17 protein-coding genes are annotated in these 22,147 nt (G+C 71.7%); 8 read left to right on the top strand and 9 right to left on the bottom strand.

Annotated features, from left to right (window positions below; all coding sequences use genetic code 11):
- Complete coding sequence (locus tag FYC51_RS17645) at positions 1 to 3,018, top strand: bifunctional [glutamine synthetase] adenylyltransferase/[glutamine synthetase]-adenylyl-L-tyrosine phosphorylase (protein ID WP_148735059.1); 3,018 nt, start codon at positions 1 to 3, stop codon at positions 3,016 to 3,018.
- A gap of 3 nt (positions 3,019 to 3,021) precedes the next feature.
- Here the strand turns inward: FYC51_RS17645 and FYC51_RS17640 are convergent, their stop codons facing one another.
- Both FYC51_RS17640 and glnA read right to left on the bottom strand, forming a co-directional pair.
- Entirely contained in the window at positions 3,022 to 3,696 is a 675-nt protein-coding gene (locus FYC51_RS17640; RefSeq protein WP_148735058.1) for a M23 family metallopeptidase, read from the bottom strand.
- 210 nt (positions 3,697 to 3,906) lie between these two features.
- Positions 3,907 to 5,331: a type I glutamate--ammonia ligase gene (gene glnA, locus FYC51_RS17635; RefSeq protein ID WP_148735057.1), complete on the bottom strand. Its 1,425-nt coding sequence runs from the start codon at positions 5,329 to 5,331 to the stop codon at positions 3,907 to 3,909.
- 140 nt (positions 5,332 to 5,471) lie between these two features.
- Between glnA and FYC51_RS17630 the strand changes: the two genes are divergently transcribed.
- Positions 5,472 to 5,906 carry an RDD family protein gene (locus tag FYC51_RS17630; RefSeq protein WP_148735056.1) on the top strand — a complete coding sequence of 145 codons (435 nt, stop codon included), beginning with the start codon at positions 5,472 to 5,474 and terminating at the stop codon, positions 5,904 to 5,906.
- Positions 5,907 to 5,966: 60 nt separating this feature from the next.
- Here the strand turns inward: FYC51_RS17630 and FYC51_RS17625 are convergent, their stop codons facing one another.
- The 3 genes from FYC51_RS17625 to lipB form a co-directional block, all read right to left on the bottom strand.
- Positions 5,967 to 6,680 carry a DUF4191 domain-containing protein gene (locus FYC51_RS17625; RefSeq protein WP_148735055.1) on the bottom strand — a complete coding sequence of 238 codons (714 nt, stop codon included), beginning with the start codon at positions 6,678 to 6,680 and terminating at the stop codon, positions 5,967 to 5,969.
- A gap of 73 nt (positions 6,681 to 6,753) precedes the next feature.
- On the bottom strand, positions 6,754 to 7,743 hold the full coding sequence (gene lipA, locus FYC51_RS17620; protein ID WP_148735054.1) for a lipoyl synthase: 990 nt from the start codon (positions 7,741 to 7,743) through the stop codon (positions 6,754 to 6,756).
- Positions 7,740 to 8,381 (bottom strand): lipoyl(octanoyl) transferase LipB, encoded by a 642-nt coding sequence (gene lipB, locus FYC51_RS17615; protein WP_148735053.1) that lies wholly within the window; start codon positions 8,379 to 8,381, stop codon positions 7,740 to 7,742. Before lipB ends, lipA begins: the two co-directional genes overlap by 4 nt.
- 121 nt (positions 8,382 to 8,502) lie before the next feature.
- Here lipB and FYC51_RS17610 point away from each other — a divergent pair, with 121 nt between their 5' ends.
- Positions 8,503 to 10,179 carry a serine/threonine-protein kinase gene (locus tag FYC51_RS17610; RefSeq protein WP_148735052.1) on the top strand — a complete coding sequence of 559 codons (1,677 nt, stop codon included), beginning with the start codon at positions 8,503 to 8,505 and terminating at the stop codon, positions 10,177 to 10,179.
- On the opposite strand, the gene sucB is transcribed toward FYC51_RS17610, so the two are convergent.
- The 3 genes from sucB to FYC51_RS17595 form a co-directional block, all read right to left on the bottom strand.
- Entirely contained in the window at positions 10,176 to 11,762 is a 1,587-nt protein-coding gene (gene sucB, locus FYC51_RS17605; RefSeq protein ID WP_148735051.1) for a 2-oxoglutarate dehydrogenase, E2 component, dihydrolipoamide succinyltransferase, read from the bottom strand. The genes FYC51_RS17610 and sucB overlap by 4 nt on opposite strands.
- A 66-nt stretch (positions 11,763 to 11,828) precedes the next feature.
- The gene (lpdA, locus tag FYC51_RS17600) at positions 11,829 to 13,202 is read right to left on the bottom strand and encodes a dihydrolipoyl dehydrogenase (protein ID WP_148735050.1); all 1,374 of its coding nucleotides are present in this window, start codon (positions 13,200 to 13,202) and stop codon (positions 11,829 to 11,831) included.
- Between the two features lie 97 nt (positions 13,203 to 13,299).
- Positions 13,300 to 14,772: a leucyl aminopeptidase gene (locus tag FYC51_RS17595; protein ID WP_148735049.1), complete on the bottom strand. Its 1,473-nt coding sequence runs from the start codon at positions 14,770 to 14,772 to the stop codon at positions 13,300 to 13,302.
- An 88-nt stretch (positions 14,773 to 14,860) separates the two neighbouring features.
- Between FYC51_RS17595 and FYC51_RS17590 the strand changes: the two genes are divergently transcribed.
- The 4 genes from FYC51_RS17590 (at position 14,861) to FYC51_RS17575 (ending at position 19,565) form a co-directional block, all read left to right on the top strand.
- A complete protein-coding gene (locus FYC51_RS17590; RefSeq protein WP_148735048.1) occupies positions 14,861 to 15,787 on the top strand; it encodes a proteasome assembly chaperone family protein in 927 nt (308 codons plus the stop codon).
- Positions 15,788 to 16,109: 322 nt separating this feature from the next.
- The gene (locus FYC51_RS17585) at positions 16,110 to 17,558 is read left to right on the top strand and encodes an RNA polymerase sigma factor (protein ID WP_148735047.1); all 1,449 of its coding nucleotides are present in this window, start codon (positions 16,110 to 16,112) and stop codon (positions 17,556 to 17,558) included.
- Between the two features lie 7 nt (positions 17,559 to 17,565).
- A complete protein-coding gene (locus FYC51_RS17580; RefSeq protein ID WP_148735046.1) occupies positions 17,566 to 18,822 on the top strand; it encodes a MurT ligase domain-containing protein in 1,257 nt (418 codons plus the stop codon).
- Complete coding sequence (locus FYC51_RS17575) at positions 18,819 to 19,565, top strand: type 1 glutamine amidotransferase (protein ID WP_148735045.1); 747 nt, start codon at positions 18,819 to 18,821, stop codon at positions 19,563 to 19,565. Before FYC51_RS17580 ends, FYC51_RS17575 begins: the two co-directional genes overlap by 4 nt.
- Before the next feature lie 92 nt (positions 19,566 to 19,657).
- Here FYC51_RS17575 and FYC51_RS17570 read toward each other — a convergent pair whose 3' ends face one another.
- Positions 19,658 to 19,894: a DUF7455 domain-containing protein gene (locus tag FYC51_RS17570; RefSeq protein ID WP_148735044.1), complete on the bottom strand. Its 237-nt coding sequence runs from the start codon at positions 19,892 to 19,894 to the stop codon at positions 19,658 to 19,660.
- Between the two features lie 145 nt (positions 19,895 to 20,039).
- Here FYC51_RS17570 and FYC51_RS17565 point away from each other — a divergent pair, with 145 nt between their 5' ends.
- The gene (locus FYC51_RS17565; protein ID WP_148735043.1) at positions 20,040 to 22,118 is read left to right on the top strand and encodes a DNA gyrase/topoisomerase IV subunit B; all 2,079 of its coding nucleotides are present in this window, start codon (positions 20,040 to 20,042) and stop codon (positions 22,116 to 22,118) included.
- Positions 22,119 to 22,147 lie beyond the last annotated feature (29 nt).

Below are 22,147 nucleotides of genomic sequence, written 5' to 3'. Positions count from 1 at the left end.
ATGTCCCGCCAGGCGCAGACCCTCGGCCGGCTCGCACGCGCGGGCTTCGACGACCTCGACCGCGCCGCGGCCGGACTGGAGGCGCTCGCCTCGGCGACGGGCCTCGACGACGAGGCGCTGCTCGAGGCGTTCGCGCACGCGGGCGACCCCGACGAGGCGCTGAGCGCGACCCTGCGCCTGCAGGAGCGTGCGCCGCATGACGTCGCCGCCGTGCTCGTGCACGGCGCCTCAGCCGAGCGCATGGCGCGGCTGCTCGGCGCGTCGCGGGGCTTCGCCGACGTGCTGGCGCGGCATCCGCGCGAGCTCGCCGTGCTGCAGCAGGTGCCCATGGCGCCGTTCGGGACCGACGAGGCCCGCGCCGTGCTGCTGCAGGCCCTCGACGAGGTCGACGTGCCCGCCGCCCGGTACCTCGAGGCGGCCGCGGCGGCGATCCGCGTGCGGTACCGGCGGCTCCTCGCGGCGATCGCCGTGTACGACCTCACCCGCGCGGACGCGATCGAGGCAGTCGACACCGTCGCGTCGGGCCTCGCCGACCTGGCCGGCGCCGCGCTCGACGTCGCGATCGTCGCCGCGCGCCGCGCGACCGCGCGGACAGCGGGCGAGGCGGCCGGGCCCGGGAGGTATCCCGCCGCCGAGGTGGACGCGACCCGGCTCGCGGTCATCGGCATGGGCAAGGCGGGCGCGCGCGAGCTCAACTACGTGAGCGACGTCGACGTGATCTTCGTCGCGGAGTCCGCGGACGAGGACGTGGTCACGACACCGCGCGCCCTCGACATCGCCACGCGACTCGCCATGATCGCGATGCGCGTCATCTCGGAGCCGGGCATCGAGCCGCCGCTCTGGGAGGTCGACCCCAACCTCCGCCCCGAGGGCAAGGACGGCGCGCTCGTGCGCACGCTCGAGTCGCACCTGCAGTACTACGACCGCTGGGCGAAGAGCTGGGAGTTCCAGGCGCTCCTGAAGGCCCGTCCGCTCGCCGGCGACCATGCGCTGGGGGAGCGGTACGCCGCGGGCGTGGCCCCCAAGGTGTGGGCGAGCTCGGGTCGGGAGGGCTTCGTCGAGTCGGTGCAGCGCATGCGCGAGCGCGTCACCCAGCACATCCCGGCCGACGAGGTCGACGTGCAGTTGAAGCTGGGGCCGGGCGGCCTGCGCGACATCGAGTTCACCGTGCAGCTGCTCCAGCTCGTGCACGGCGCGACGGATGCCGCGATCCGCCAGGCGGGCACGCTGCCCGCCCTGGCTGCCCTGGCGGAGCACGGCTACGTCGGACGCGAGGAGGCGGCGGAGTTCGCCCGCGACTACCGGTTCCTGCGCGTGCTCGAGCACCGCCTGCAGCTCGCACGCCTTCGGCGGACGCACCTCATGCCGCGCGGTGCCGCGGAGCTGCGCGCGCTGGCCCGATCGTCGGGCCTCGGCCGGAGCGCCGAGGACCTGACCTCCATGTGGCAGGCGACCCGCCAACGCGTGCGGGGCCTGCACGAACGGCTCTTCTACCGCCCGCTGCTCTCGGCCGTTGCCGCGCTGCCGGCCGAGGGCCTCGAGCTCACGAGCGAGCAGGCGGAGGCGCGCCTGCGCGCCATCGGGTTCCGCGACCCGCGCGGCGCGCTCGCGCACATCGGTGCGCTCACCGCCGGCGTCTCGCGCCGCGCGACCATCCAGCGGCACCTGATGCCCGTGCTCATCTCGTGGTTCGCCGACGGCGCCGACCCCGACTACGGCCTGCTCGCGTTCCGTCGACTCAGCGACACGCTCGGCACCACGCACTGGTACCTGCGGCTGCTGCGCGACTCGTCGGATGCCGCGCTGCGCCTCACGCGCGTGCTCTCGGGCTCGCGGTTCGCGGGCGAGCTCCTGGAGCGCATCCCCGAGGCGGTGGCGTGGCTCGAGGACATCGACGAGCTCCGCCCGCGGTCGCTCGCCGCGCTCGACGACGAGAAGCGCGCCGTGCTCGGCCGTCACGGCGACGCGGATGCCGCGGCGAAGGTGTTCCGCGCCATCCGCCGCCGCGAGGTCCTGCGCCTCTCGCTCTCGGCGATCCTCGACGTCTGCACCGTTGAGGAGCTGGGGCACGGCCTCTCCGACGTCACGCAGAGCCACATCGCCGCGATCGTCGAGGCGATCCGGGGCGAGGAGCCCGACGGCATCGAGTTCGCGGTCATCGGCATGGGCCGGTTCGGCGGGCGCGAGCTCGGCATCGGCTCGGACGCGGACATCGTCTACGTGTTCCGGCCCGACGGAGCGGAGCCCGGGGCGGCGCAGTCCCAGGCGCTGCGCATCGTGGCGGAGCTCGTGCGGCTCACCGAGGACGCGCGCCTGCCCTTCGAGCTCGACGCCGACCTGCGCCCCGAAGGACGCAACGGCGTCGTCGCCCGGTCGATCGACGCCTACCGCGCCTACTACGCCCGCTGGTCGCTCACGTGGGAGGCGCAGGCGCTGCTGCGCGCCCGCGGCGTCGCCGGCGACGCCGCGCTCATCCACGACTTCATCGAGCTCGCCGACACGGTGCGCTACCCCGAGGCGATCTCGGAGCGCGACGTCCGCGAGGTCAAGCGCATCAAGGCGCGCGTGGAGAACGAGCGGCTGCCGCAGGGCGCCGATCCGACGCGCCACCTCAAGCTGGGTCGCGGGTCGCTGTCGGATGTCGAGTGGTTCGTGCAGCTCGTGCAGCTCCAGCACGGCGCGGGGGAGCCGTCCCTCCGCACGCCGTCGACGCTGGACGCCCTGACCGCGGCCGTCGCGCATCGGCACATCACGGCACCCGACGCCGAGACGCTGCGCGCCGCCTGGATGTTCGCGTCGCGGGCCCGCTCCGCCCTCACGCTCTGGCTCGATCGCACGACCGACGTGCTGCCCGTCGAGCGCTCGCAGCTCGAGGGCGTCGCCCGCATCATGGGCTACCCGCCCGGCTCGGCGTCGCGCCTCGAGAGCGACTACCTCGCCCTCACGCGCCGCGCGCGCACGGTGTTCGAGCGCGGCTTCTACGGCGTGGAGCCACGTCGCGAGCCGACGACGGGCTGAAGATCAGCCGTCCTGTGCCGCTTCGATGCGGTTCACCGTGTTCTGGACGTCGATCAGGCGTCCGGCGACCGAAGGGCCGACGTCGGCATTGAAGTTGTCGGCACCGGTGACCTGTCGATCGAGGTTGACGATGCGCCGCTCGAGCGCTGCCAACGTGTCCTCGATCAGGAGCAGTCGCTCGATGACCGATGCCTGTCCGGCGTTGCCGCCCCCCATGAATACGGCCGCGTGGACCGACTGCAGGCGGTTCCGGTCGTCGTCGGTGAACATGTCGTCCTCCACTGAATCGAAGAAGTTCCACGGATTGCGTCGGGCCCCATCGGGGTCGATGCGGTGCCAGTGCACGTGCGGCTGCCCTGGCGCGCCGGTGTCGCCGGAGAAGCCGACGACGGCGCCTTTCGCCTTGCTGCCCGCTGCGACGAATCGCGAGAGGTGCATCATCTGATCGCGCCAGCCGTCGGCGAAGCGCAGTTCGATCGTGTTGCCTCCGGTCCCGTTGTCGGGGATGTTCCGGAGCTCGCAATCCGCGGGTGCGAGGATCGCGGTGCCGATGCCGGCTACGCAGTCGACACCGCCGCTGCTCCCGCGGTCGAGGTGGTGCTGCCAACTCACGAACGGGTCGCGGAGGTCGGCTGCGATCACGATGAAGGCGTTGACATTGTCGTATCCGGCGGTCATCTTTGCTCCTTCCGTCGTGGGCGTGGCTCCGCAGGATACGCCGTTCCGATCGGGTCGGCATCAGTGGAAGCACCGAATCCCGGCGATCCACCCGATGCGCACGACGAAGCCCCTCCCAGGGGAACCGGGAGGGGCTTCGTGTTCGGGTCTGGGCGGCTCCAGATCCTGGGGAGGGGGACCGGAACCGCCGATCAGGGGTGTGATTGCGGACTAGACGCCGTAGTAGAGCTCGTACTCGAACGGGTGGGGGCGCTGGGCCAGCGGCTTCAGCTCCTTCTCGCGCTTGTAGTCGATCCAGGTCTCGATGAGCTCCTTGGTGAACACGCCGCCCTCGAGGAGGAAGTCGTGGTCGGCCTCGAGTGCGTCGAGCACGGCGTCGAGCGAACCCGGCACCTGGGGGATCGACTTCGCCTCCTCGGGCGGGAGCTCGTAGAGGTCCTTGTCGACGGGCTCGTGCGGCTCGATGCGGTTCTTGATGCCGTCGAGGCCGGCCATGAGCTGCGCGGCGAAGGCGAGGTAGGGGTTGCCCGAGGCATCCGGCGCCCGGAACTCGATGCGCTTGGCCTTGGGGTTGGTGCCCGTGATCGGGATGCGGATCGCCGCCGAGCGGTTGCCTGCCGAGTAGACGAGGTTCACGGGAGCCTCGAAGCCCGGCACGAGGCGGTGGTAGGAGTTCACCGTCGGGTTCGTGAAGGCGAGCAGCGCCGGGGCGTGTCGCAGGATGCCGCCGATGTACCAGCGCGCGATGTCGGAGAGGCCGCCGTAGCCCGCCTCGTCGTAGAACAGGGGCTTGCCCTCGTTCCAGAGCGACTGGTGGGTGTGCATGCCCGAGCCGTTGTCGCCGAAGAGCGGCTTCGGCATGAACGTGGCCGTCTTGCCCCACTCGTTGGCGGTGTTCTTGACGATGTACTTGAACTTCAGGATGTCGTCGGCGGCGTGCACCATCGTGTCGAACTTGTAGTTGATCTCGCCCTGGCCGGCGGTGCCGACCTCGTGGTGCGAGCGCTCGACCTCGAGGCCCGCGTCGATGAGCTTGAGCACGATGTCGTCGCGCAGGTCGGCGTGCTGGTCGACGGGGGAGACGGGGAAGTAGCCGCCCTTGTACGCCGTCTTGTTGGCGAGGTTGCCGCCCTCCTCCTCGCGGCCCGAGTTCCAGGCGCCCTCGCTGGAGTCGACCGAGTAGAAGCTCGCGTTCTGCTTCACCTCGTAGCGCACGTCGTCGAAGATGTAGAACTCGGCCTCGGGCGCGAAGAACGCCGTGTCGGCGATGCCCGTGGATGCGAGGTACTTCTCGGCCTTCTTGGCGACCTGGCGCGGGTCCTTGCCGTAGATCTCGCCGTTGCGCGGGTTGTAGATGTCGAAGACCATCACGAGCGTGCGCTCGGCGCGGAAGGGGTCCACGTAGGCGGTGGAGACATCCGGGATCAGCTGCATGTCCGACTCGTGGATCGAGGCGAAGCCGCGGATCGACGATCCGTCGAAGAGCTGGCCGACCGTGAAGAACTCCTCGTCGACGGTCGACGCCGGGATGTTGAAGTGCTGCTGCACGCCCGGAAGGTCGGTGAAGCGGATGTCGAGGAACTTGACATCCGTCTCCTTGATGAACTTGAGCACTTCAGACGAATCACTGAACATGTGTCGGAATCTCCAAGAGGGGCGAGTGGGACCGGACGGACGTCGACAGCCGTACCCGACGCTAGCGAGTCGCCGTTTCCCGACCGTGACGCGAATGTTTCCGCCATGTTACGCGCAGGCGGGCTCGGTAGACTCGTCGGGTGCCTGACGCGAAACCCCGAACCTCCGGCGGCCTCGAACCCAGCCGGTGGCCGGGGGAGCGGCTCGGGCTCCCCGATTCCGGGCCCGGATCGGTCGGCCGCGTCGGCCGCCGCATCGCCGCGATCGCCATCGACTGGGCGGCGGCGATGCTCATCGCGCTGCTGTTCGCGCCGTACGACTCTGCGGTGTTCTCGTGGATCACCCTCGGCATCTTCGCTCTCATGCAGGTGCTCTTCATCCCCACCATCGGCGGCAGCGTCGGCCACCGCATCGTCGGCCTGCGGGTCGTGCCCATCGCCGGCGGCTGGGTCGGCCCGTGGCGCCCGGTCGTGCGCACGCTGCTGCTCGTCCTCGTGATCCCGGCGGTCGTCTGGGACTCCGACCAGCGCGGGGTCCACGACAAGCTCGCCGGCACGGTGCTGACCCGGGCGTAGCCCCGAACATGCAGAAGCGGCATCCGCCGATGACGGATGCCGCTCGCTGGGCGGTCGGGGTCAGCGCATCTTGCCCCGCTGGGGCCGAGCCTTCATCGGGTCGATGCCCTTCGGGATGGGCAGCGCGGTCTGGAGCGAGTTCAGGCGATTCGAGACCGCGAGGACCTCGGGCTTGGTGAGGGTGCGCTTGGTCTTTCGCATGGTCGCGGCCAGGCGGTGCAGCTCGACGGCGCCCTCCTCGTGGCCGACGGCGATGAGCGTGACGGGCACGTTGGGCAGCACGCGCGCGATCTTGCGCTTCTCATCGTCGAGCATGCGCTGCGTGCGGGAGACCGGGCCCTCGCTGATGAGCACCACGCCGCCGCGGCCGACCGCGCGGTAGACCGCGTCCTGCGTCTTGCCGTTCACGGCGACGGGCATCTCGTTGCCGACCCAGCCGCGGCGCAGCCCGCTCCGGAGCACGGCACCGACCGCGCCGGGCTGCCCGTCGATCTGCGAGTACGCGGCGCGCTCGGCGCGGCGGCCGAGGATGACCAGGGCGAGCAGGAAGCCCGCGAGCACGCCCGCGACGATCCAGAGCGCGATCGTGAGGCCGTTGCCGTCGCCGAGCCAGAGCGCGAGCGCGAGGCCGACGAGCACGGGGGCGAGGAAGCCGAGGAGCATGAGCCACTGCGCGCTCGAGTCGTAGCGGCGCGTCATCTGGAAGACCTGCCACATCTGCTTCATGCGGCCGGGTTCCTTCGGAGCGGACGACGTGTCCTTGGTGCGTGCCATGGTGTCAAGGATACCGGCGGCGGACGCCGCCTCCGACCGCGTTCACCGACGGCGGAGGCGGCATCCCGACGCCTCAGCCGACGGCCTGCGCGAAGCCGAGCGACGCGTCGGCGAGGTGGCTGAGCGCGGGCGGCAGCTCGCGCCCCTTCGCGTGCATCGACTGCGCCCAGAGGCGGCCGGCGCGGTACGACGAGCGCACCAGCGGACCGGCGAGCACGCCGAGGAAGCCGATCTCCTCGGCCTCCTGCTTGAGCTCGACGAACTCCTCGGGTCGAACCCAGCGGTCGACCGGCAGGTGGCGCGGGCTCGGGCGCAGGTACTGGGTGATCGTGATGATGTCGGTGCCGGCGTCGTGCAGGTCCTGCAGGGCCTGCGTGACCTCGGCGCGCTCCTCGCCCATGCCGAGGATGAGGTTCGACTTCGTGATCAGTCCCGCGTCGCGGCCCTGCGTGATCACGTCGAGCGAGCGCTCGTAGCGGAACGCCGGTCGGATGCGCTTGAAGATGCGCGGCACCGTCTCGACGTTGTGGGCGAACACCTCGGGCCGGGCCGAGAAGACCTCGCCGAGCAGCTCGGGGTTGCCCGAGAAGTCGGGGACGAGGATCTCCACGCCCGTGCCGGGCGACTGGCGGTGGATCTCGCGGATCGTCTCCGCGTAGAGCCAGGCGCCCTCGTCGGGCAGGTCGTCGCGGGCGACGCCCGTGACGGTGGAGTACCGCAGCTGCATCCGTACGACGGACTCGGCCACGCGGCGCGGCTCGTCGACGTCGTAGTCGGCGGGCTTGCCGGTGTCGATCTGGCAGAAGTCGCACCGGCGGGTGCACTGCGAGCCGCCGATGAGGAACGTGGCCTCGCGGTCCTCCCAGCACTCGTAGATGTTCGGGCAGCCCGCCTCCTGGCAGACCGTGTGCAGCTCCTCGCCCTTCACGAGCTGCTGCAGCTGGCGGTACTCGGGTCCCATCTTCGCCCGCGTCTTGATCCACTCGGGCTTGCGCTCGATCGGCGTCTGGGCGTTGCGGACTTCGAGGCGCAGCATCCGGCGCCCCTCGGGTGCGGTGCTCATGCGGCGACCGCCGCCTCGGCCTCGGCGCGGAACCGACGCGTGATGGGGTCGACCAGGTCCTCGGGGGTGACCTCGTACCCGAGCTCGCGCGTGATGGTGGTCACGCCGGCGTCGCGGATGCCGCAGGCCACGATCTTCCCGTAGGGCTCGAGCGAGTTCGAGCAGTTGAGCGCGAACCCGTGCATCGTGACGCCGTCGGCGACGCGGATCCCGATGGCGGCGATCTTGTTCTCGCGGCCGGTTTCGCCGACCCAGACGCCCGAGCGTCCGTCGACGCGACGGCCGTCGACGCCGAGCTCGGCGAGCACGTCGATGAGGATGCCCTCCACCCGGCGCACGTAGCCGACCACGTCGACCGGCTCGGCGAGCCGGAGGATCGGGTAGCCGACGAGCTGGCCCGGACCGTGCCAGGTGATCTTTCCACCGCGGTCGACGTCGATGACGGGTGTTCCGTCGGTCGGCCGCTCGTCGGGCGCAGTGCGCTTGCCGGCGGTGTAGACGGAGGGGTGTTCCAGGAGGATGACGGTGTCGGGGCGTTCGCCCCTGACGACCGCGCGATGGACGGCGCGCTGAAGGTCGAGACCCTCGATGTACGGCACGGAGTTGGCGCTTAGCCCCGCGACGACGAAGTCGAGCATGCCCTCCAGTCTAGGCGGGCGGATGGCGCGACTCGTCCTCCACACGACCTGCCGTGTCGTGGGCGCCGACGTGCGGTTCCTGCGGCCGGTCGACGTCCGTCCGGCGCGGCATCCTTTCAGCATGAGCCGTCGATCGCGCCGCGAGCGCCGCACCGAGCGCATCCGCGAATCGAGCGATCGCATCGTCGACGCGGCACCCCTCGACGGCAGGCTCGTGGGCTACCGGCTGATCCGCCGCATCGCGTCGGGCGATCGGGCCGACGTCTACCTCGCTGCGGTCGGTCGGCCCGTGCCGACCGGCCGCGACGGCGGCGAGCCCGCGGGCCGGTCGACCGATGTCGCAGGTGGTTCGACCGGTGTCGCAGGTGGAGCGCACGGCGTGCCGGCGCTCGTGGTTCTCCGCGTCTACGACGCCGAGGCCGACGACGCCGCGATCGCGTGCGAGCTCGAGGCGATGTCGACGGATGCCGCGGGCGCGCTCCCGCGGCTCCACGACGTGGCGACGCTGCCCGACGGGCGCTGCTGCGTCGTGGTGGAGCGGCTCGGCGGCGGCTCGCTCGCGCGGACGCTCTCTGCTCGCACGATCACTGCCGGGGAGGCCGTCACGATCCTCGCGCCGATCGTGGTCGCCGTCGGCGACCTCGCTTCGCGGGGGTACGCGCACACGCGCCTCGCCGTGAGCGACATCGTCTTCGACGACGCCGGTCGTCCGCGCCTCCTGGGGCTCGGCGCCCTGCGGCGCATGTCCGACCACGGCGCCGAACGCACGGCGCTCCGTCGCGTCGCCCACGAGCGCCTGGCCGATCTCGTCGAGGACGTGGCCGCCGCCGTGATGCCGCCCGGTGCGCTCGGCGAGGCGATCGAGCTCGTTCGCGCGCGGCTCGCCGTCCGTCCGTTCGCGCCGTGCGAGGCCGAGCTCGAGCGTCGACTGTTCGAACTGGCGACGCCCGAGCCCGTGCGGGAGGTCGCCACTGCGGCGAGCCCGCGCCGGCTGCCCGGCCGAGTGATGCCGCCGACCGTTCCCCTGACGGAGGAGGAGCGTGCTGGAGCAACGATGGCGGCGGCGGCGCCCCGGACAGCAGGCGGGATGGTCGGCACCGGATTGCGGCGGTGGCTCGCGCTCGCCCAGGCGCCCGAGGGCGTCATCGAGCAGTTCGCCGCGGCGGCCGACGTCGACCGGGTAGCGGACGGTCGGAAACGCCTCACGGGCCTCATCCGAGCCCGCGGCCGAGCGGTCGCCGTGGGTGCGCTGCTGGGCGGGGCAACGCTCGTGACGATGCTCACGCTCGTGCCGCCCGCCGGCGCCGACGGCGGCCGTGTGGCTGAAGCGTCTGGCGGCTCAGCGGGGGAGCCGGTCGCGGGCGAGGATCCTGTGATCGGGGAGCGGAGGGCCGACGGTCCGGCCGAGGAACCGTCGGGGACTCCCGAGACCGAGGCCGCCGCACCGCCATCGTCGGTGGACGATCTCGGCGAGAGCCCTCCCGACGGCGTCGTGGCCGCCGCACGCGACCTGCTCGGTCGACGCGCGGAGTGCTTCGCGGCACTCGACCTCGCCTGCCTGGGCACGGTCGTGCAGCCGGGCTCGGCGATCGAGGCGTCGGATCGAGCCGCCCTGGTCGCCGCACGCGACGGCGAGGCGCTTCCGCAGACGGAGTTCGACCCGGCCACCGTCGAGGTCGTGGCCGAGATGGGCGGCGCCGTGCTGGTGCGCGCCCGAGCGACCCCCGAACGCGAACCGGCCTCGCTCCTCATGGTGAGGGGCGAGGCCGGTTGGCGCTTGCGCGAGGTGTTCGACTAGATGCCGAGCGACGACTGGAAGTCGCCCTCCTCGAGGCGCTCCTTGACCGCGGTCAGGAAGCGGGCGGCGTCGGCACCGTCGATGATGCGGTGGTCGTACGACAGGGCCAGGTAGACCATCGAGCGGATCGCGATCGCGTCCTCCCCGTCCTGCTTCACGACGACGGGGCGCTTCACCACGATGCCGGTGCCGAGGATGGCCGACTGCGGCAGGAACACGACCGGCGTGTCGAACAGCGCGCCGCGCGAACCGGTGTTGGTCAGCGTGAACGTGCCGCCCGAGAGCTCGTCGGGCTTCAGCTGGTTGTTGCGCGTGCGGTCGGCCAGGTCGGCGATCTGCGCGGCGAGCTGGGCGATGTTGAGCTCGCCCGCGTCGCGGATGACCGGCGTCAGCAGCCCGCGCTCGGTGTCGACCGCGATGCTCATGTTCTCCGTCGACGGGTAGACGATGCTCTCGCCGTCGACCGTCGAGTTGACGATCGGGTAGGCCTTGAGCGCCTCGGCGGCGGCCATCGCGAAGAACGGCAGGAAGGACAGCTTGTTGCCGGTCTTCTCGAGGAAGTCGCCCTTGACGCGGTCGCGGAGGCGCGCCACACGCGTCACGTCGACCTCGACGACGGTGGTCAGCTGCGCGGTCGACGTCATCGAGACGACGGCGCGCTCGGCGACCACCTTGCGCAGGCGGGTCATCGGCACCGTGGTGCCGCGCAGCGGCGACGTCTCGAGCGGCGTGCGGGCGGGTGCCGCGGCGGGAGCCTCGGCCGACGGCGCCTGGCCGGCGGTCAGCACGTCCTGCTTGCGGATGCGCCCGCCGACGCCCGTGCCGGTCACGCTGGCGAGGTCGACGCCCTGCTCGTTGGCGAGCTTGCGCACGATCGGCGTCACGTAGCCGCTGGGGCCGGCGTGCGCACCCGACGGCGCAGCCTCGACTGCGGGAGCCGCCGGAGCGGCAGCCGGTGCCGGAGCAGCGGCGGGGGCCGCGGGCGCCGCCTGCGGAGCGGGCGCGGGTGCGGCCGGAGCGGCCTCGGGGGCCGGCGCGGCGGGCGCCGGAGTTGCGGCCGGCGCGGCGGGTGCCGCCTGCGGGGCGGGTGCCGCCTGCGGGGCGGGTGCCGGAGGAGCCGGAGCGGCGGCAGGCGCGGCCTCGGGGGCGGGCGCGGGCGCAGGCGCCGGAGCGGCCTCGGGGGCCGGAGCCGGCGCAGCCTCGGGTGCGGGTGCGGGTGCGGGTGCGGCAGCCGGCTCGGCGGCGGGCGCGGCCTCGGCGGCAGGAGCCGGAGCGGCCGGGGCCGCCTCGGGAGCGGGCGCGGCCTCGGCAGCAGGCGCCGCCTCGGCGGGCGCCGCGGCGCCGGATCCGTCGCCGATCGTGACCAGCGGCGTGCCGACCTCGACGGTCTCGTCCTCCTGGACGAGGATCGCCTCGATGACGCCGGCCACCGGCGACGGGATCTCCGTGTCGACCTTGTCGGTCGACACCTCGAGCAGCGGTTCGTCGACCTCCACACGGTCGCCGACGTTCTTCAGCCATCGGGTGACCGTGCCCTCCGTGACACTCTCACCGAGTGCCGGGAGGCTGACGGATTCGCTCATGCGCTTGTCTCCTTCACAGCGTGTGACGCTTTCTAGCTTATTGCAGTCGTGTTCGCGGGCGCGGGCTCAGAGCGCGTGCAGCGGCTTGCCGGCGAGCTTGAGGAACGCCTCGCCCAGCGCCTCGTTCTGGGTCGGGTGGGCGTGGATGAACGGGGCGATGTCCTCGGGGTACGCCTCCCAGTTCACGGCGAGCTGGGCCTCGCCGATCAGCTCGCCGACGCGGGCGCCGATCATGTGCACGCCGACCACGGGACCGTCGTTCACGCGCACCACCTTGATCGAGCCGCTCGTCTCGAGGATGTGGCTCTTGCCGTTGCCGGCGAGGTTGTACTCGTACGACGAGACCTGGTCGGCGCCGAACTTCTCGGCGGCGCGCGCCTCGGTGTAGCCGATCGAGGCCACCTCGGGCTCGCAGTACGTGACCTTGGGGATGTTGACGTCCTCGACGACGATCGGGTTGAGGCCCGCGATCTCCTCCGCGACGAAGATGCCCTGCTGGAAGCCGCGGTGCGCGAGCTGGAGGCCGGGGACGATGTCGCCGACGGCGTAGACGTTCGGCAGGTTGGTCGCGAGGCGCTCGTTCGTGATGACGAATCCGCGGTCCATCGTGACGCCGACCTCTTCGTAGCCGAGGCCCTGCGTCGCGGGGCCGCGGCCGACGGCGACGAGCAGCAGCTCGGCCTCGACGGTCTCGCCGTTCTCGAGCGTCACGACGACGCCCTGGTCGTTCTGCGTCACGCCCTGGAAGCGCACGCCGAGCTTGTAGTCGATGCCGCGCTTGCGGAACGCGCGCTCGAGCTGCTTCGAGACCGACTCCTCCTCGTTGGGCACGAGGTGGGGGAGCGCCTCGATGATGGTGACCTCGGCGCCGAACGACTTCCAGACGCTCGCGAACTCGACCCCGATGACGCCGCCGCCGAGCACGGCGACCTTGCCGGGCACGAAGTCGAGCTCGAGCGCCTGCTCGCTGGTGATCACGCGGCCGCCGATCTCGAGGCCGGGGAGCGAACGCGAGTACGAGCCGGTCGCGAGGATGACGTTCTTGCCGACGATGCGGTCGTCGCCGACCTGCACGGCGTTGGCGGCGACGAGGCGGCCCTCGCCCTCGATCACGGTGATGCCGCGGGCCTTGACGAGGCCCTGCAGGCCCTTGAACTTGCTGGCGACGATGCTCTGGCGGTACTGCGTCACGGCGGGGACGTCGATGCCCTCGAAGGTCGAGCGGACGCCGAAGCGGGCCGACTCACGCGAGTTGTCGGCGATCTCGGCGGCGTGCAGCAGCGCCTTCGTCGGGATGCAGCCGCGGTGGAGACACGTGCCTCCGAGCTTGTCCTTCTCGATCAGGCCGACGGTGAAGCCCAGCTCGACGGCCCGCAGCGCCGCTGCGTACCCTCCGCTGCCGCCTCCGAGGATGACAATGTCGAAGTTCTGCTCGGACAACCGCAATCTCCCTTGCGCATCGATCTGCGACACGGTCTGACCCCGGTAGGTGATCGGGGGCAGGGTGCTGGGCGACGATCTCGCCCATAGCACCCTACTACCCTTCGGCGAGCTGCTCGCCCAGCTTGACGAGCGTGCGGACGGCGGCTCCGGTGGCGCCGCTGCCGGTGAATCCCCAGGGCCCTCCGGCGTTGTTCGAGGGCCCCGCGATGTCGAGGTGCGCCCACGGGATCCGCTCCTCGGAGTCCTCCCGCGTGCCGACGAACTCGCGCAGGAAGACGCCCGCCAGGAGCATTCCCGGAACGGTCTGACCGAGCTTGGTGTTCGCGAGGTCGGCGACGTCGGACTTGAGGAGGGCGAGCAGGTCGGCTGGGAGCGGCATGGGCCAGGTGGGTTCCGCGACCGCGTCGGCTGCGGCGCGGACCGTCGCGACGAGCTCGTCGTCGCCCATCAGCCCGGCGATCCGGTGGCCGAGCGCCACGACCTGCGCACCCGTCAGGGTCGCGACGTCGACGATGGCGTCGGGCTGCTCCTCGCTTGCCGCGACGAGCCCGTCGGCGAGCACGAGGCGCCCCTCCGCGTCGGTGTTCAGCACCTCGACCGTCGTGCCGCCGTGGATCCGCAGCACGTCGTTGGGCCGCACGGCGGTGCCGGACGGCAGGTTCTCGGCGAGGCAGAGCCATCCGGTCACGCGCACGGGCACCTGCAGCTCCGCGAGCGCGACGATGGCCGAGAGCACCGCCGCCGCGCCGGCCATGTCGGTCTTCATGCCCACCATCGACGCCATGGGCTTGATCGAGAGCCCGCCCGAGTCGAACGTGATGCCCTTGCCGACGAGCGCGAGGTGCACGGATGCCCCGGCCGGCGCGTATTCGAGGCGCACGAGCCTCGGCCCGCGGCTCGAGCCCTGCCCGACGGCGAGGATGCCGCCGAAGCCGTCGGCGGCGAGGGCCTCCTCGTCCCAGACCTTCGCCGCGACGCCGGCACCGCTCGCCGCTTCGACGGCGAGTTCGGCCAGGCGCGCGGGGAAGAGCTCGGCGGGCGACGTGTTGACGAGGTCCTTGGTGCGCGCGACCGCCGCCGTCACGGCGCGGACCCGGTCGAGCCCGACGGCATCGGCGTCGAGCGAGGAGTGCAGCGTGATCTCCTCGACGGGCGCCTTCGGCTTCGCCTTGTAGTTGGTGTAGGCGTAGGCGCCGAGCGCCGCACCCTCGAGGATCGCCGCGGCGTCCTCGGCGTCGTCGGCCGGGATCGCGACGGCGAGGGTCGCCACGCCGGTGAGCTGTCGCACCGCGCTGCCGGCCGCGAGGCGGAGCGCCGCGGCATCCGCTGCGTCGCCCGTGCCCACCACGACGACCAGGCGCGGCCCGCCCTCGGGACCGGGGACCTTGACGACCTCCTCGGCCGTGCCCTTCGCGCCGAGCGCCGCCAGCGCGGCGGGCACCCACCCGAACCCGTCGACCGCGAGCAGCTCGGCGCCGTCGGCGCCGCTCCTCGCGGCGAGCAGCACGGCGTCGGCGCGGGACTCGGCGGCGGGGGCGGGGGAGACGGAGAGCACGGGGAGGTTCATGCAGCCGATCGTACGTGTTCGCTCTCGGCATCATCCGACGCGCGCGGCGACCGCCGGGCGCCCTCCGGGCCGTCGTTAGGCTGGAGGCATGCGCGATCCACGCTCCCTCTACGAGCGCAATCCCGACGTCCAGGTGCCGCCCGGACTCCCGCTCATCGCGGGGCTGACCGGCTTCGCCGACGCGGGCTCGGCCGTCGCGCAGACGACGGAGTACCTCCTCACGACCCTCGACACCACCGTCGTCGCCACCTTCGACGCCGACGAGCTGCTGGACTACCGGGCGCGGCGTCCGATCATCCTGTTCGAGGGCGACCACCTCGCCGACTACCGCCCGCCGCGGCTGAGCCTCGACCTCGCACGCGACGAGATCGGCCAGCAGTTCCTCATGCTCACGGGCTACGAGCCCGACTTCCAGTGGGAGCGGTTCGGGGCCGCCGTGCTCGGACTCATCGACGAGTTCCAGGTCTCGTCGACGACCTGGATCAACTCGATCCCCATGCCCGTGCCGCACACCCGCCCGATCGGCATGACCGTGAGCGGCAACCGCACCGACCTCATCGAGGCCATGTCGATCTGGCGGCCGACGACCGAGGTGCCGTCGAACGCCCTGCATCTCGTCGAGTACCGCCTGCAGCAGGAGGAGCACCCCACGACGGGCTTCGTGCTCCTCGTGCCGCACTACCTCTCCGACGCCGAGTACCCGACGGCGGCGATCGCCGCGCTCGAGGCCATCAGCGCGTCGACCGGCCGCATCTTCCCGACCGACGCACTGCGCGAGCAGGGTCGGGAATTCGTCGCCCGCATCGACGAGCAGGTCGCCGAGAACGCCGAGCTCGCGAAGCTCGTCGGCACGCTCGAGGAGCGTCACGACTCGTACATGGAGGGGACGACGCTGCGCTCGCCCCTCACCGATGAGGACGGCGAGCTGCCGTCGGCCGACGAGATCGCGGCCGAGCTCGAGAAGTTCCTCGCCTACCGCCGCACGCGCGACGACGACACGCCGCTCGGCGGCTGAGCCTCCGATCCCGCCGCGGCGCCGTGCGGGCGCCCGCGCGATGGCCGGAGTTCCGCGGAATCCCGGGCCCGAAGGGAATGCACAGGGCAGGCAGGGCGTTGCAACGAGCGGGGAGAAGAGCGCGGGCGTCCGCGAGTTCGACGGGCTGCCAGGCTGTATAATAGAGGCAGGACCCGTTCTGGTCTGCGGGTGCGAGATCGTCGCACCGGTTCACGCGGACTTGACATGGGTCCTCATAGTGTCCGAAATCGACCGGACCGACAGCACGAGCCGAACGTCCGAGAGGGCAAGCGCCGCGCGACGGTAGGAGAGGTTCAAACGAATGGCAACGACGAAGGCTGCGACGTCGGCGAAGGGCGAGGCGGAGAAGCCCGCTGCAGCGCGCACGACGGCCGCGAAGTCGACCGCCGCCAAGACGGCCACGAAGGCCACCGCCGCGACGTCAGCGGCGAAGACGAAGGCATCCGCCGCGAAGACCGGCGGCACGAAGGCGGCCGCGTCCAAGAGCGCGGCGACGCCGGCGACCAAGAAGCCGCGCACCAGCACGGCGAAGTCCGCCGCGAAGCCCAAGGGCAAGGCCAAGGCCGGCGCCACGGGTGACGACGAGGACGAGCTCGACCCCGAGGACCTCGAGGAGGTCGACGTCGAGGCCGAGGTCGCCGCCGAGGGCGACGAGGCCGCCGAGACCGCCGACGCGGCATCCGAGGGCGCAGCCGACGCCGAGGGCGCGGCGGAGGCCGACGAGGAGGACGCCAAGCCCGAGGTCGCGGTCGAGCCGCACCCCACCGGTGCGCTCGTGCTGCGCGCGGTCGACGACGAGGACGAGGTCCCCGTCTACTCGAGCGCGATCACCGGCGCGACGGCGGATCCGGTCAAGGACTACCTGAAGCAGATCGGCAAGGTGGCGCTTCTGAACGCGGCCGAGGAGGTCGAGCTCGCGATGCGCATCGAGGCCGGCCTGTTCGCCGAGGAGAAGCTGTCGCACATGAGCGACGCCGAGAAGCGCTCGCAGCTCGGTCGTGAGCTGCAGTGGGTCGCGAAGGACGGCCAGCGCGCGAAGAGCCACCTGCTCGGCGCGAACCTGCGCCTCGTGGTCTCGCTCGCGAAGCGCTACACGGGCCGCGGCATGCAGTTCCTCGACCTGATCCAGGAGGGCAACCTCGGGCTCATCCGTGCGGTCGAGAAGTTCGACTACACCAAGGGCTTCAAGTTCTCGACCTACGCGACGTGGTGGATCCGCCAGGCGATCACCCGCGCGATGGCCGACCAGGCCCGCACCATCCGCATCCCGGTGCACATGGTCGAGGTCATCAACAAGCTCGCCCGCGTGCAGCGCCAGATGCTGCAGGACCTCGGCCGCGAGCCCACGCCCGAGGAGCTGTCGAAGGAACTCGACATGACTCCCGAGAAGGTCATCGAGGTGCAGAAGTACGGCCGCGAGCCGATCTCGCTGCACACCCCGCTCGGCGAGGACGGCGACAGCGAGTTCGGCGACCTCATCGAGGACACCGAGGCGGTCGTGCCGGCCGACGCGGTGGGCTTCACGATGCTGCAGAAGCAGCTCGAGTCGCTGCTCGACTCGCTGAGCGAGCGCGAGGCGGGCGTGATCCGCATGCGCTTCGGTCTCGGCGACGGCATGCCGAAGACCCTCGACCAGATCGGCGACACGTTCGGCGTCACGCGCGAGCGCATCCGCCAGATCGAGTCGAAGACGATGGCGAAGCTGCGCCACCCGTCCCGCTCGCAGTCGCTGCGCGACTACCTCGAGTAGGCCGGCGGTGCGCTACGCGCCGGCGATCCTCGTCGGCAGGCTCACCCGATTCGCCGCCCGGCTGCGCAAGCCCGGCGGCGGATCGGCTGTTCCCGGCCTCGTCGTCAACCGCATCGCGCCGGGGTACCTGAAGCGCACGCTCTCGGGCTTCCCGCAGGGCCTCGTGGTGGTCTCGGGTTCGAGCGGCAAGTCGACGACCACGAAGATGCTGGTCGCGATCCTGCGTGCGCACGGCGTCGACGTGTTCACGAACCCCTCGACCGCGAACATCAGCCAGGGCCTCACGTCCGCGCTCCTCGAGCGAGCCGACTGGCAGGGCCGAGTACCCGGCGACGTGGCCGTGCTCGAGATGGACGAGGGGCACGGCGCGCTCGTCATGCAGGGGGTCGACGCGCGCGTCGTCGCGCTGACCAACGTCATGGTCGACCAGATCGACCGCTTCCACGACTCCGAGATGGTCGCCGGCATGCTGGGCCGCATCGCCGCGCGCGCCCACGAGGCCGTCGTCGTGAACGCCGACGACGCGTACCTCGAGCGCCTCGCTGCGGCGACCGCGCCGGGCGTCGCCGTGCATCGCTACGGTGTCGCCGCCGACGTGCTCCGACGCTCGCCGCGCGGCCTCGGCTACACCGAGACGGCTCCCGAGCGCCTCGCGCCCGAGGCCGGCGTGGTGGTGGAGTCGGCGAGCGGCGCGTCCGCGGTGCTGCGCGACGGCGCGGCATCCGTCGACATCGGGCTGCCCGCCCGCGGCACGCACTACGCCGTCGACGCGGCCGCCGCGTACGCCACCGCGAAGGCGGTGCTGGGGGAGCGGTTCTCGCCGACGACCGCCGCCGACGCGCTGAGCGCCATCCCGGCCGTCTTCGGCCGCGGCGAGCGCGTGCGGGTGCGCGACCAGGACGTCGAGTTCGTCCTCGTGCAGAACCCCGCCAGCTACCAGCTCAACGTCGACAGCATCGAGCCGGGTACCGAGCAGATCCTGTTCGCGATCGGCTCCGACGTGCGCGACCCCTCCTACTTCTGGCCCACGGATGCCTCGTCGCTCGGCCGTGTGGCGATCGTCAGCGGTTCCAAGGCCCACGAGGCCGCGCTCATGCTCGCGTACGACGGCGTCGAGATCGATCGGGTGGAGACCGACCTCGGTCGCGCGCTCGACGACTTCCTCGCGGCGCCGTCGCCGTCGAACGGCGTGAAGACCATCGTCTTCTCGGCCGACGCCATGCGCCGCACGCGCGCTCACCTCGGACTCTCGGGAGCGGAATGACCACCCTCACGATCGTGGCGCTCCTGCCCGGCCTGCAGAACACGAACGGCGACGCCGAGAACGCGCACGTGCTCGCACGTCGCGCCGGTTGGGCTGGGCTCGACGCACGCGTCGTCGCGGTCGAGTCGCGCGACGACCTGCCCGATCGCGTCGACGCGGTGGTGCTCGGATCGGGCAGCGACTCGTCGGTCGAGGCGAGCCGCGCGGCGCTGCTGGAGCTCCACGACGAGCTGCGCACCTGGGGCACCGAGGGCGTCCCGATCCTCGCGATCGGCACCGGCTGGGAGCTGCTCAGCTGGGGCATCGAGCACCCCGACGGGTCGAGCCTCGAGGGGCTCGGCATCCTTCCGGGCCGTGCGGTCCCGCGCGCCGGCCGCGTCACCGACGACCTCGTGGTCGCGTCGCCGCGATTCGGGCTCCTCGTCGGGTTCGAGAACCACGCTCGCGACTACGTGGGCGCCGAGGGATCGCCGCTCGGGCGCATCCGCGCCGGCGCGGGCAACGGCAGGGACTCGGGCCAGGAGGGCGTCGTCATGGGCGCCGTGATCGGCACGCACCTGCACGGTCCGGTGCTGGCGAAGAACCCCGCCTTCGCCGATCACCTGCTGCGGATCATGGCCGAGCGCGCCGGCCTCACGTACGCTCCGGGCGAGCGTGCCGCGGTGGTCGACGCCTATGCCACGGGCGCCCGCGAGGCGCAGCTCGCCGCGGCGCGGGTCGCGGCATCCGTCGCCGACGCCTGAGGCGCGCGACGCACGGACGCTCCAGACCCCCGGATGACCCCGGATACGACGAACGCCCCGGCCGGAGCCGGGGCGTTCACGTCGTTCGGGGGTCAGTCGCGGTCGTCGACGAGGAGTCGGCTCGACTCGTCGTGCCAGCTGTGCGCGATCTGCGAGAGCTTCTCCTGGTGCTTGCGTCCGTGGTGGGCGCAGAAGAGCAGCTCGCCGCTCGCGACGACGACTCGGATGTAGGCCTGCGCGCCGCAGGCGTCGCAGCGGTCGAGCGCGGTGAGCTCGTAGGGGGTGTCGAGTTCGTCGACCGCACCGGGGCTGTCGGTGTACTGCGTCATGGCTCCTCCTCCTGGCTCACGATCGATGTTCCGTTCATCAATGAAAACACGCGGGAGAGCCGGTTCCTTCCGTTGGTCGCCGCATTTCGCTCTGCGCGTAGCGCCTGCGCCGCGGTGTCCTCGGGCGACAGTAGAGTGATCCGACGTGAGCTCCGACTATTCCGCCCGCCACCTCTCCGTCCTCGAGGGCCTCGAGGCGGTTCGCAAGCGACCCGGCATGTACATCGGGTCGACCGACTCGCGCGGGCTCATGCACTGCCTCTGGGAGATCATCGACAACTCGGTCGACGAGGCGCTCGCGGGGCACGGCAGCGAGATCGGCGTGCTGCTGCACCCCGACGGCAGCGTCGAGGTGCGCGACCGCGCGCGCGGCATCCCCGTCGACATCGAGCCGAAGACCGGGCTCTCGGGCGTCGAGGTCGTGTTCACGAAGCTCCACGCGGGCGGCAAGTTCGGCTCGGGCTCCTACGCGGCCTCGGGTGGTCTGCACGGCGTGGGCGCCTCGGTCGTCAACGCCCTGTCCGAGCGCCTCGACGTCGAGGTCGACCGCGACGGCAAGACGTGGGCGATGTCGTTCCACCGCGGCGAGCCGGGCGTGTTCGCCGACACGGGCGCCCCGACGCCCGACGCCCCGTTCACCCCGTTCGAGGAGCGCAGTGAGCTGCGAGTCGTCGGCAAGGTGGCCAAGGGCGTCACGGGCACGCGCATCCGGTACTGGGCCGACCGGCAGATCTTCACGAAGGGCGCCGAGTTCCAGACCGACGAGCTCCTCGGGCGCGCGCGACAGACCGCGTTCCTCGTGCCGGGCCTCGCGATCGACGTGACCGACGAGCGCGGCGCCGAGCCGCACGCGACGTCGTTCCAGTTCGAGGGCGGCATCTCCGAGTTCGTCGAGCACCTGGCGACGGATGCCCCGCTCACCGACATCTGGCGCATCACCGGGTCGGGCGGCTTCACCGAGACCGTCCCCGTGCTCACGGACGGCGGTGCGATGGTGCCGACCGAGCTGCAGCGCGAGTGCCACGTCGACATCGCCCTGCGCTGGGGCACGGGCTACGAGACGATCGTGAAGTCGTTCGTCAACATCATCGCCACGCCGAAGGGCGGCACGCACCAGACCGGATTCGACCAGGGGCTGCTGCGGTTCCTGCGCCAGCAGGTGGAGCAGAACGCCCGGCGCCTCAAGGCCGGCAACGACAAGCTCGAGAAGGACGACGTGCTCGCGGGCCTCACGGCCGTGATCACCGTGCGGCTGCCCGAGCCGCAGTTCGAGGGCCAGACGAAGGAGGTGCTGGGCACCCCCGCCGTGCGCGCCATCGTGGCCAACGTGCTCACGAAGGAGCTCGGGGCGCGATTCGCCTCCACGAAGCGCGACGACAAGGCGCAGTCCGCGCTGCTGCTCGACAAGGTCGTCGCCGAGATGAAGTCGCGCATCTCCGCCCGCGCGCACAAGGAGACCCAGCGCCGCAAGAACGCGCTCGAGAGCTCGTCGCTGCCCGCGAAGCTCGTGGACTGCCGCTCCAGCGACGTGGCGCACAGCGAGCTGTTCATCGTGGAGGGCGACTCGGCGCTCGGCACGGCCAAGCTCGCCCGAGACAGCGAGCACCAGGCGCTGCTGCCGATCCGCGGCAAGATCCTCAACGTGCAGAAGGCGAGCGTCTCCGACATGCTCGGCAACGCCGAGTGCGCCTCGATCATCCAGGTGATCGGCGCGGGATCGGGCCGGAGCTTCGATCTCGCGTCCGCGCGCTACGGCAAGGTCATCATCATGAGCGACGCCGACGTCGACGGTGCGCACATCCGCACGCTGCTGCTCACGCTCTTCTTCCGTTACATGCGGCCGATGATCGAGGAGGGCCGCGTGTTCGCGGCGGTCCCGCCGCTGCACCGCGTGGTCGTGATGAACCCGGGCTCGAAGCCCAACGACACGATCTACACGTACTCCGAGGCCGAGCTCCAGGGCGTGCTCGCCCAGCTGAAGAAGCAGGGTCGCCGCTACCAGGACCCGATCCAGCGGTACAAGGGCCTCGGCGAGATGGACGCCGACCAGCTCGCGACGACGACGATGGACAAGCGGCACCGCACGCTGCGCCGCGTCGGCCTCGGCGACGCCGAGAACGCCGGTCGGGTGTTCGAGCTGCTCATGGGCAACGACGTGGCACCGCGCAAGGAGTTCATCATCGACAGCTCCGACGCGCTCGAGCGCGACCGCATCGACGCCTGACGCCGACGGCAGCTCGCGCGTCGGCTCCG

Source organism: Agromyces mariniharenae, assembly GCF_008122505.1.
Classification (GTDB): Bacteria; Actinomycetota; Actinomycetes; order Actinomycetales; family Microbacteriaceae; genus Agromyces; species Agromyces mariniharenae.
This window is presented reverse-complemented; position numbering and strand designations above follow the sequence as displayed.

Excerpts from the sequence above, each read along its gene's own strand:
- FYC51_RS17645 (WP_148735059.1), top strand. The coding sequence starts at position 1 with ATGTCCCGCCAGGCGCAGACCCTCGGCCGGCTCGCACGCGCGGGCTTC.
- FYC51_RS17640 (WP_148735058.1), bottom strand. The coding sequence starts at position 3,696 with ATGACCGCCGGATACGACAATGTCAACGCCTTCATCGTGATCGCAGCC.
- glnA (WP_148735057.1), bottom strand. The coding sequence starts at position 5,331 with ATGTTCAGTGATTCGTCTGAAGTGCTCAAGTTCATCAAGGAGACGGAT.
- FYC51_RS17625 (WP_148735055.1), bottom strand. The coding sequence starts at position 6,680 with ATGGCACGCACCAAGGACACGTCGTCCGCTCCGAAGGAACCCGGCCGC.
- lipA (WP_148735054.1), bottom strand. The coding sequence starts at position 7,743 with ATGAGCACCGCACCCGAGGGGCGCCGGATGCTGCGCCTCGAAGTCCGC.
- lipB (WP_148735053.1), bottom strand. The coding sequence starts at position 8,381 with ATGCTCGACTTCGTCGTCGCGGGGCTAAGCGCCAACTCCGTGCCGTAC.
- FYC51_RS17610 (WP_148735052.1), top strand. The coding sequence starts at position 8,503 with ATGAGCCGTCGATCGCGCCGCGAGCGCCGCACCGAGCGCATCCGCGAA.
- sucB (WP_148735051.1), bottom strand. The coding sequence starts at position 11,762 with ATGAGCGAATCCGTCAGCCTCCCGGCACTCGGTGAGAGTGTCACGGAG.
- FYC51_RS17595 (WP_148735049.1), bottom strand. The coding sequence starts at position 14,772 with ATGAACCTCCCCGTGCTCTCCGTCTCCCCCGCCCCCGCCGCCGAGTCC.
- FYC51_RS17590 (WP_148735048.1), top strand. The coding sequence starts at position 14,861 with ATGCGCGATCCACGCTCCCTCTACGAGCGCAATCCCGACGTCCAGGTG.
- FYC51_RS17585 (WP_148735047.1), top strand. The coding sequence starts at position 16,110 with ATGGCAACGACGAAGGCTGCGACGTCGGCGAAGGGCGAGGCGGAGAAG.
- FYC51_RS17575 (WP_148735045.1), top strand. The coding sequence starts at position 18,819 with ATGACCACCCTCACGATCGTGGCGCTCCTGCCCGGCCTGCAGAACACG.
- FYC51_RS17570 (WP_148735044.1), bottom strand. The coding sequence starts at position 19,894 with ATGACGCAGTACACCGACAGCCCCGGTGCGGTCGACGAACTCGACACC.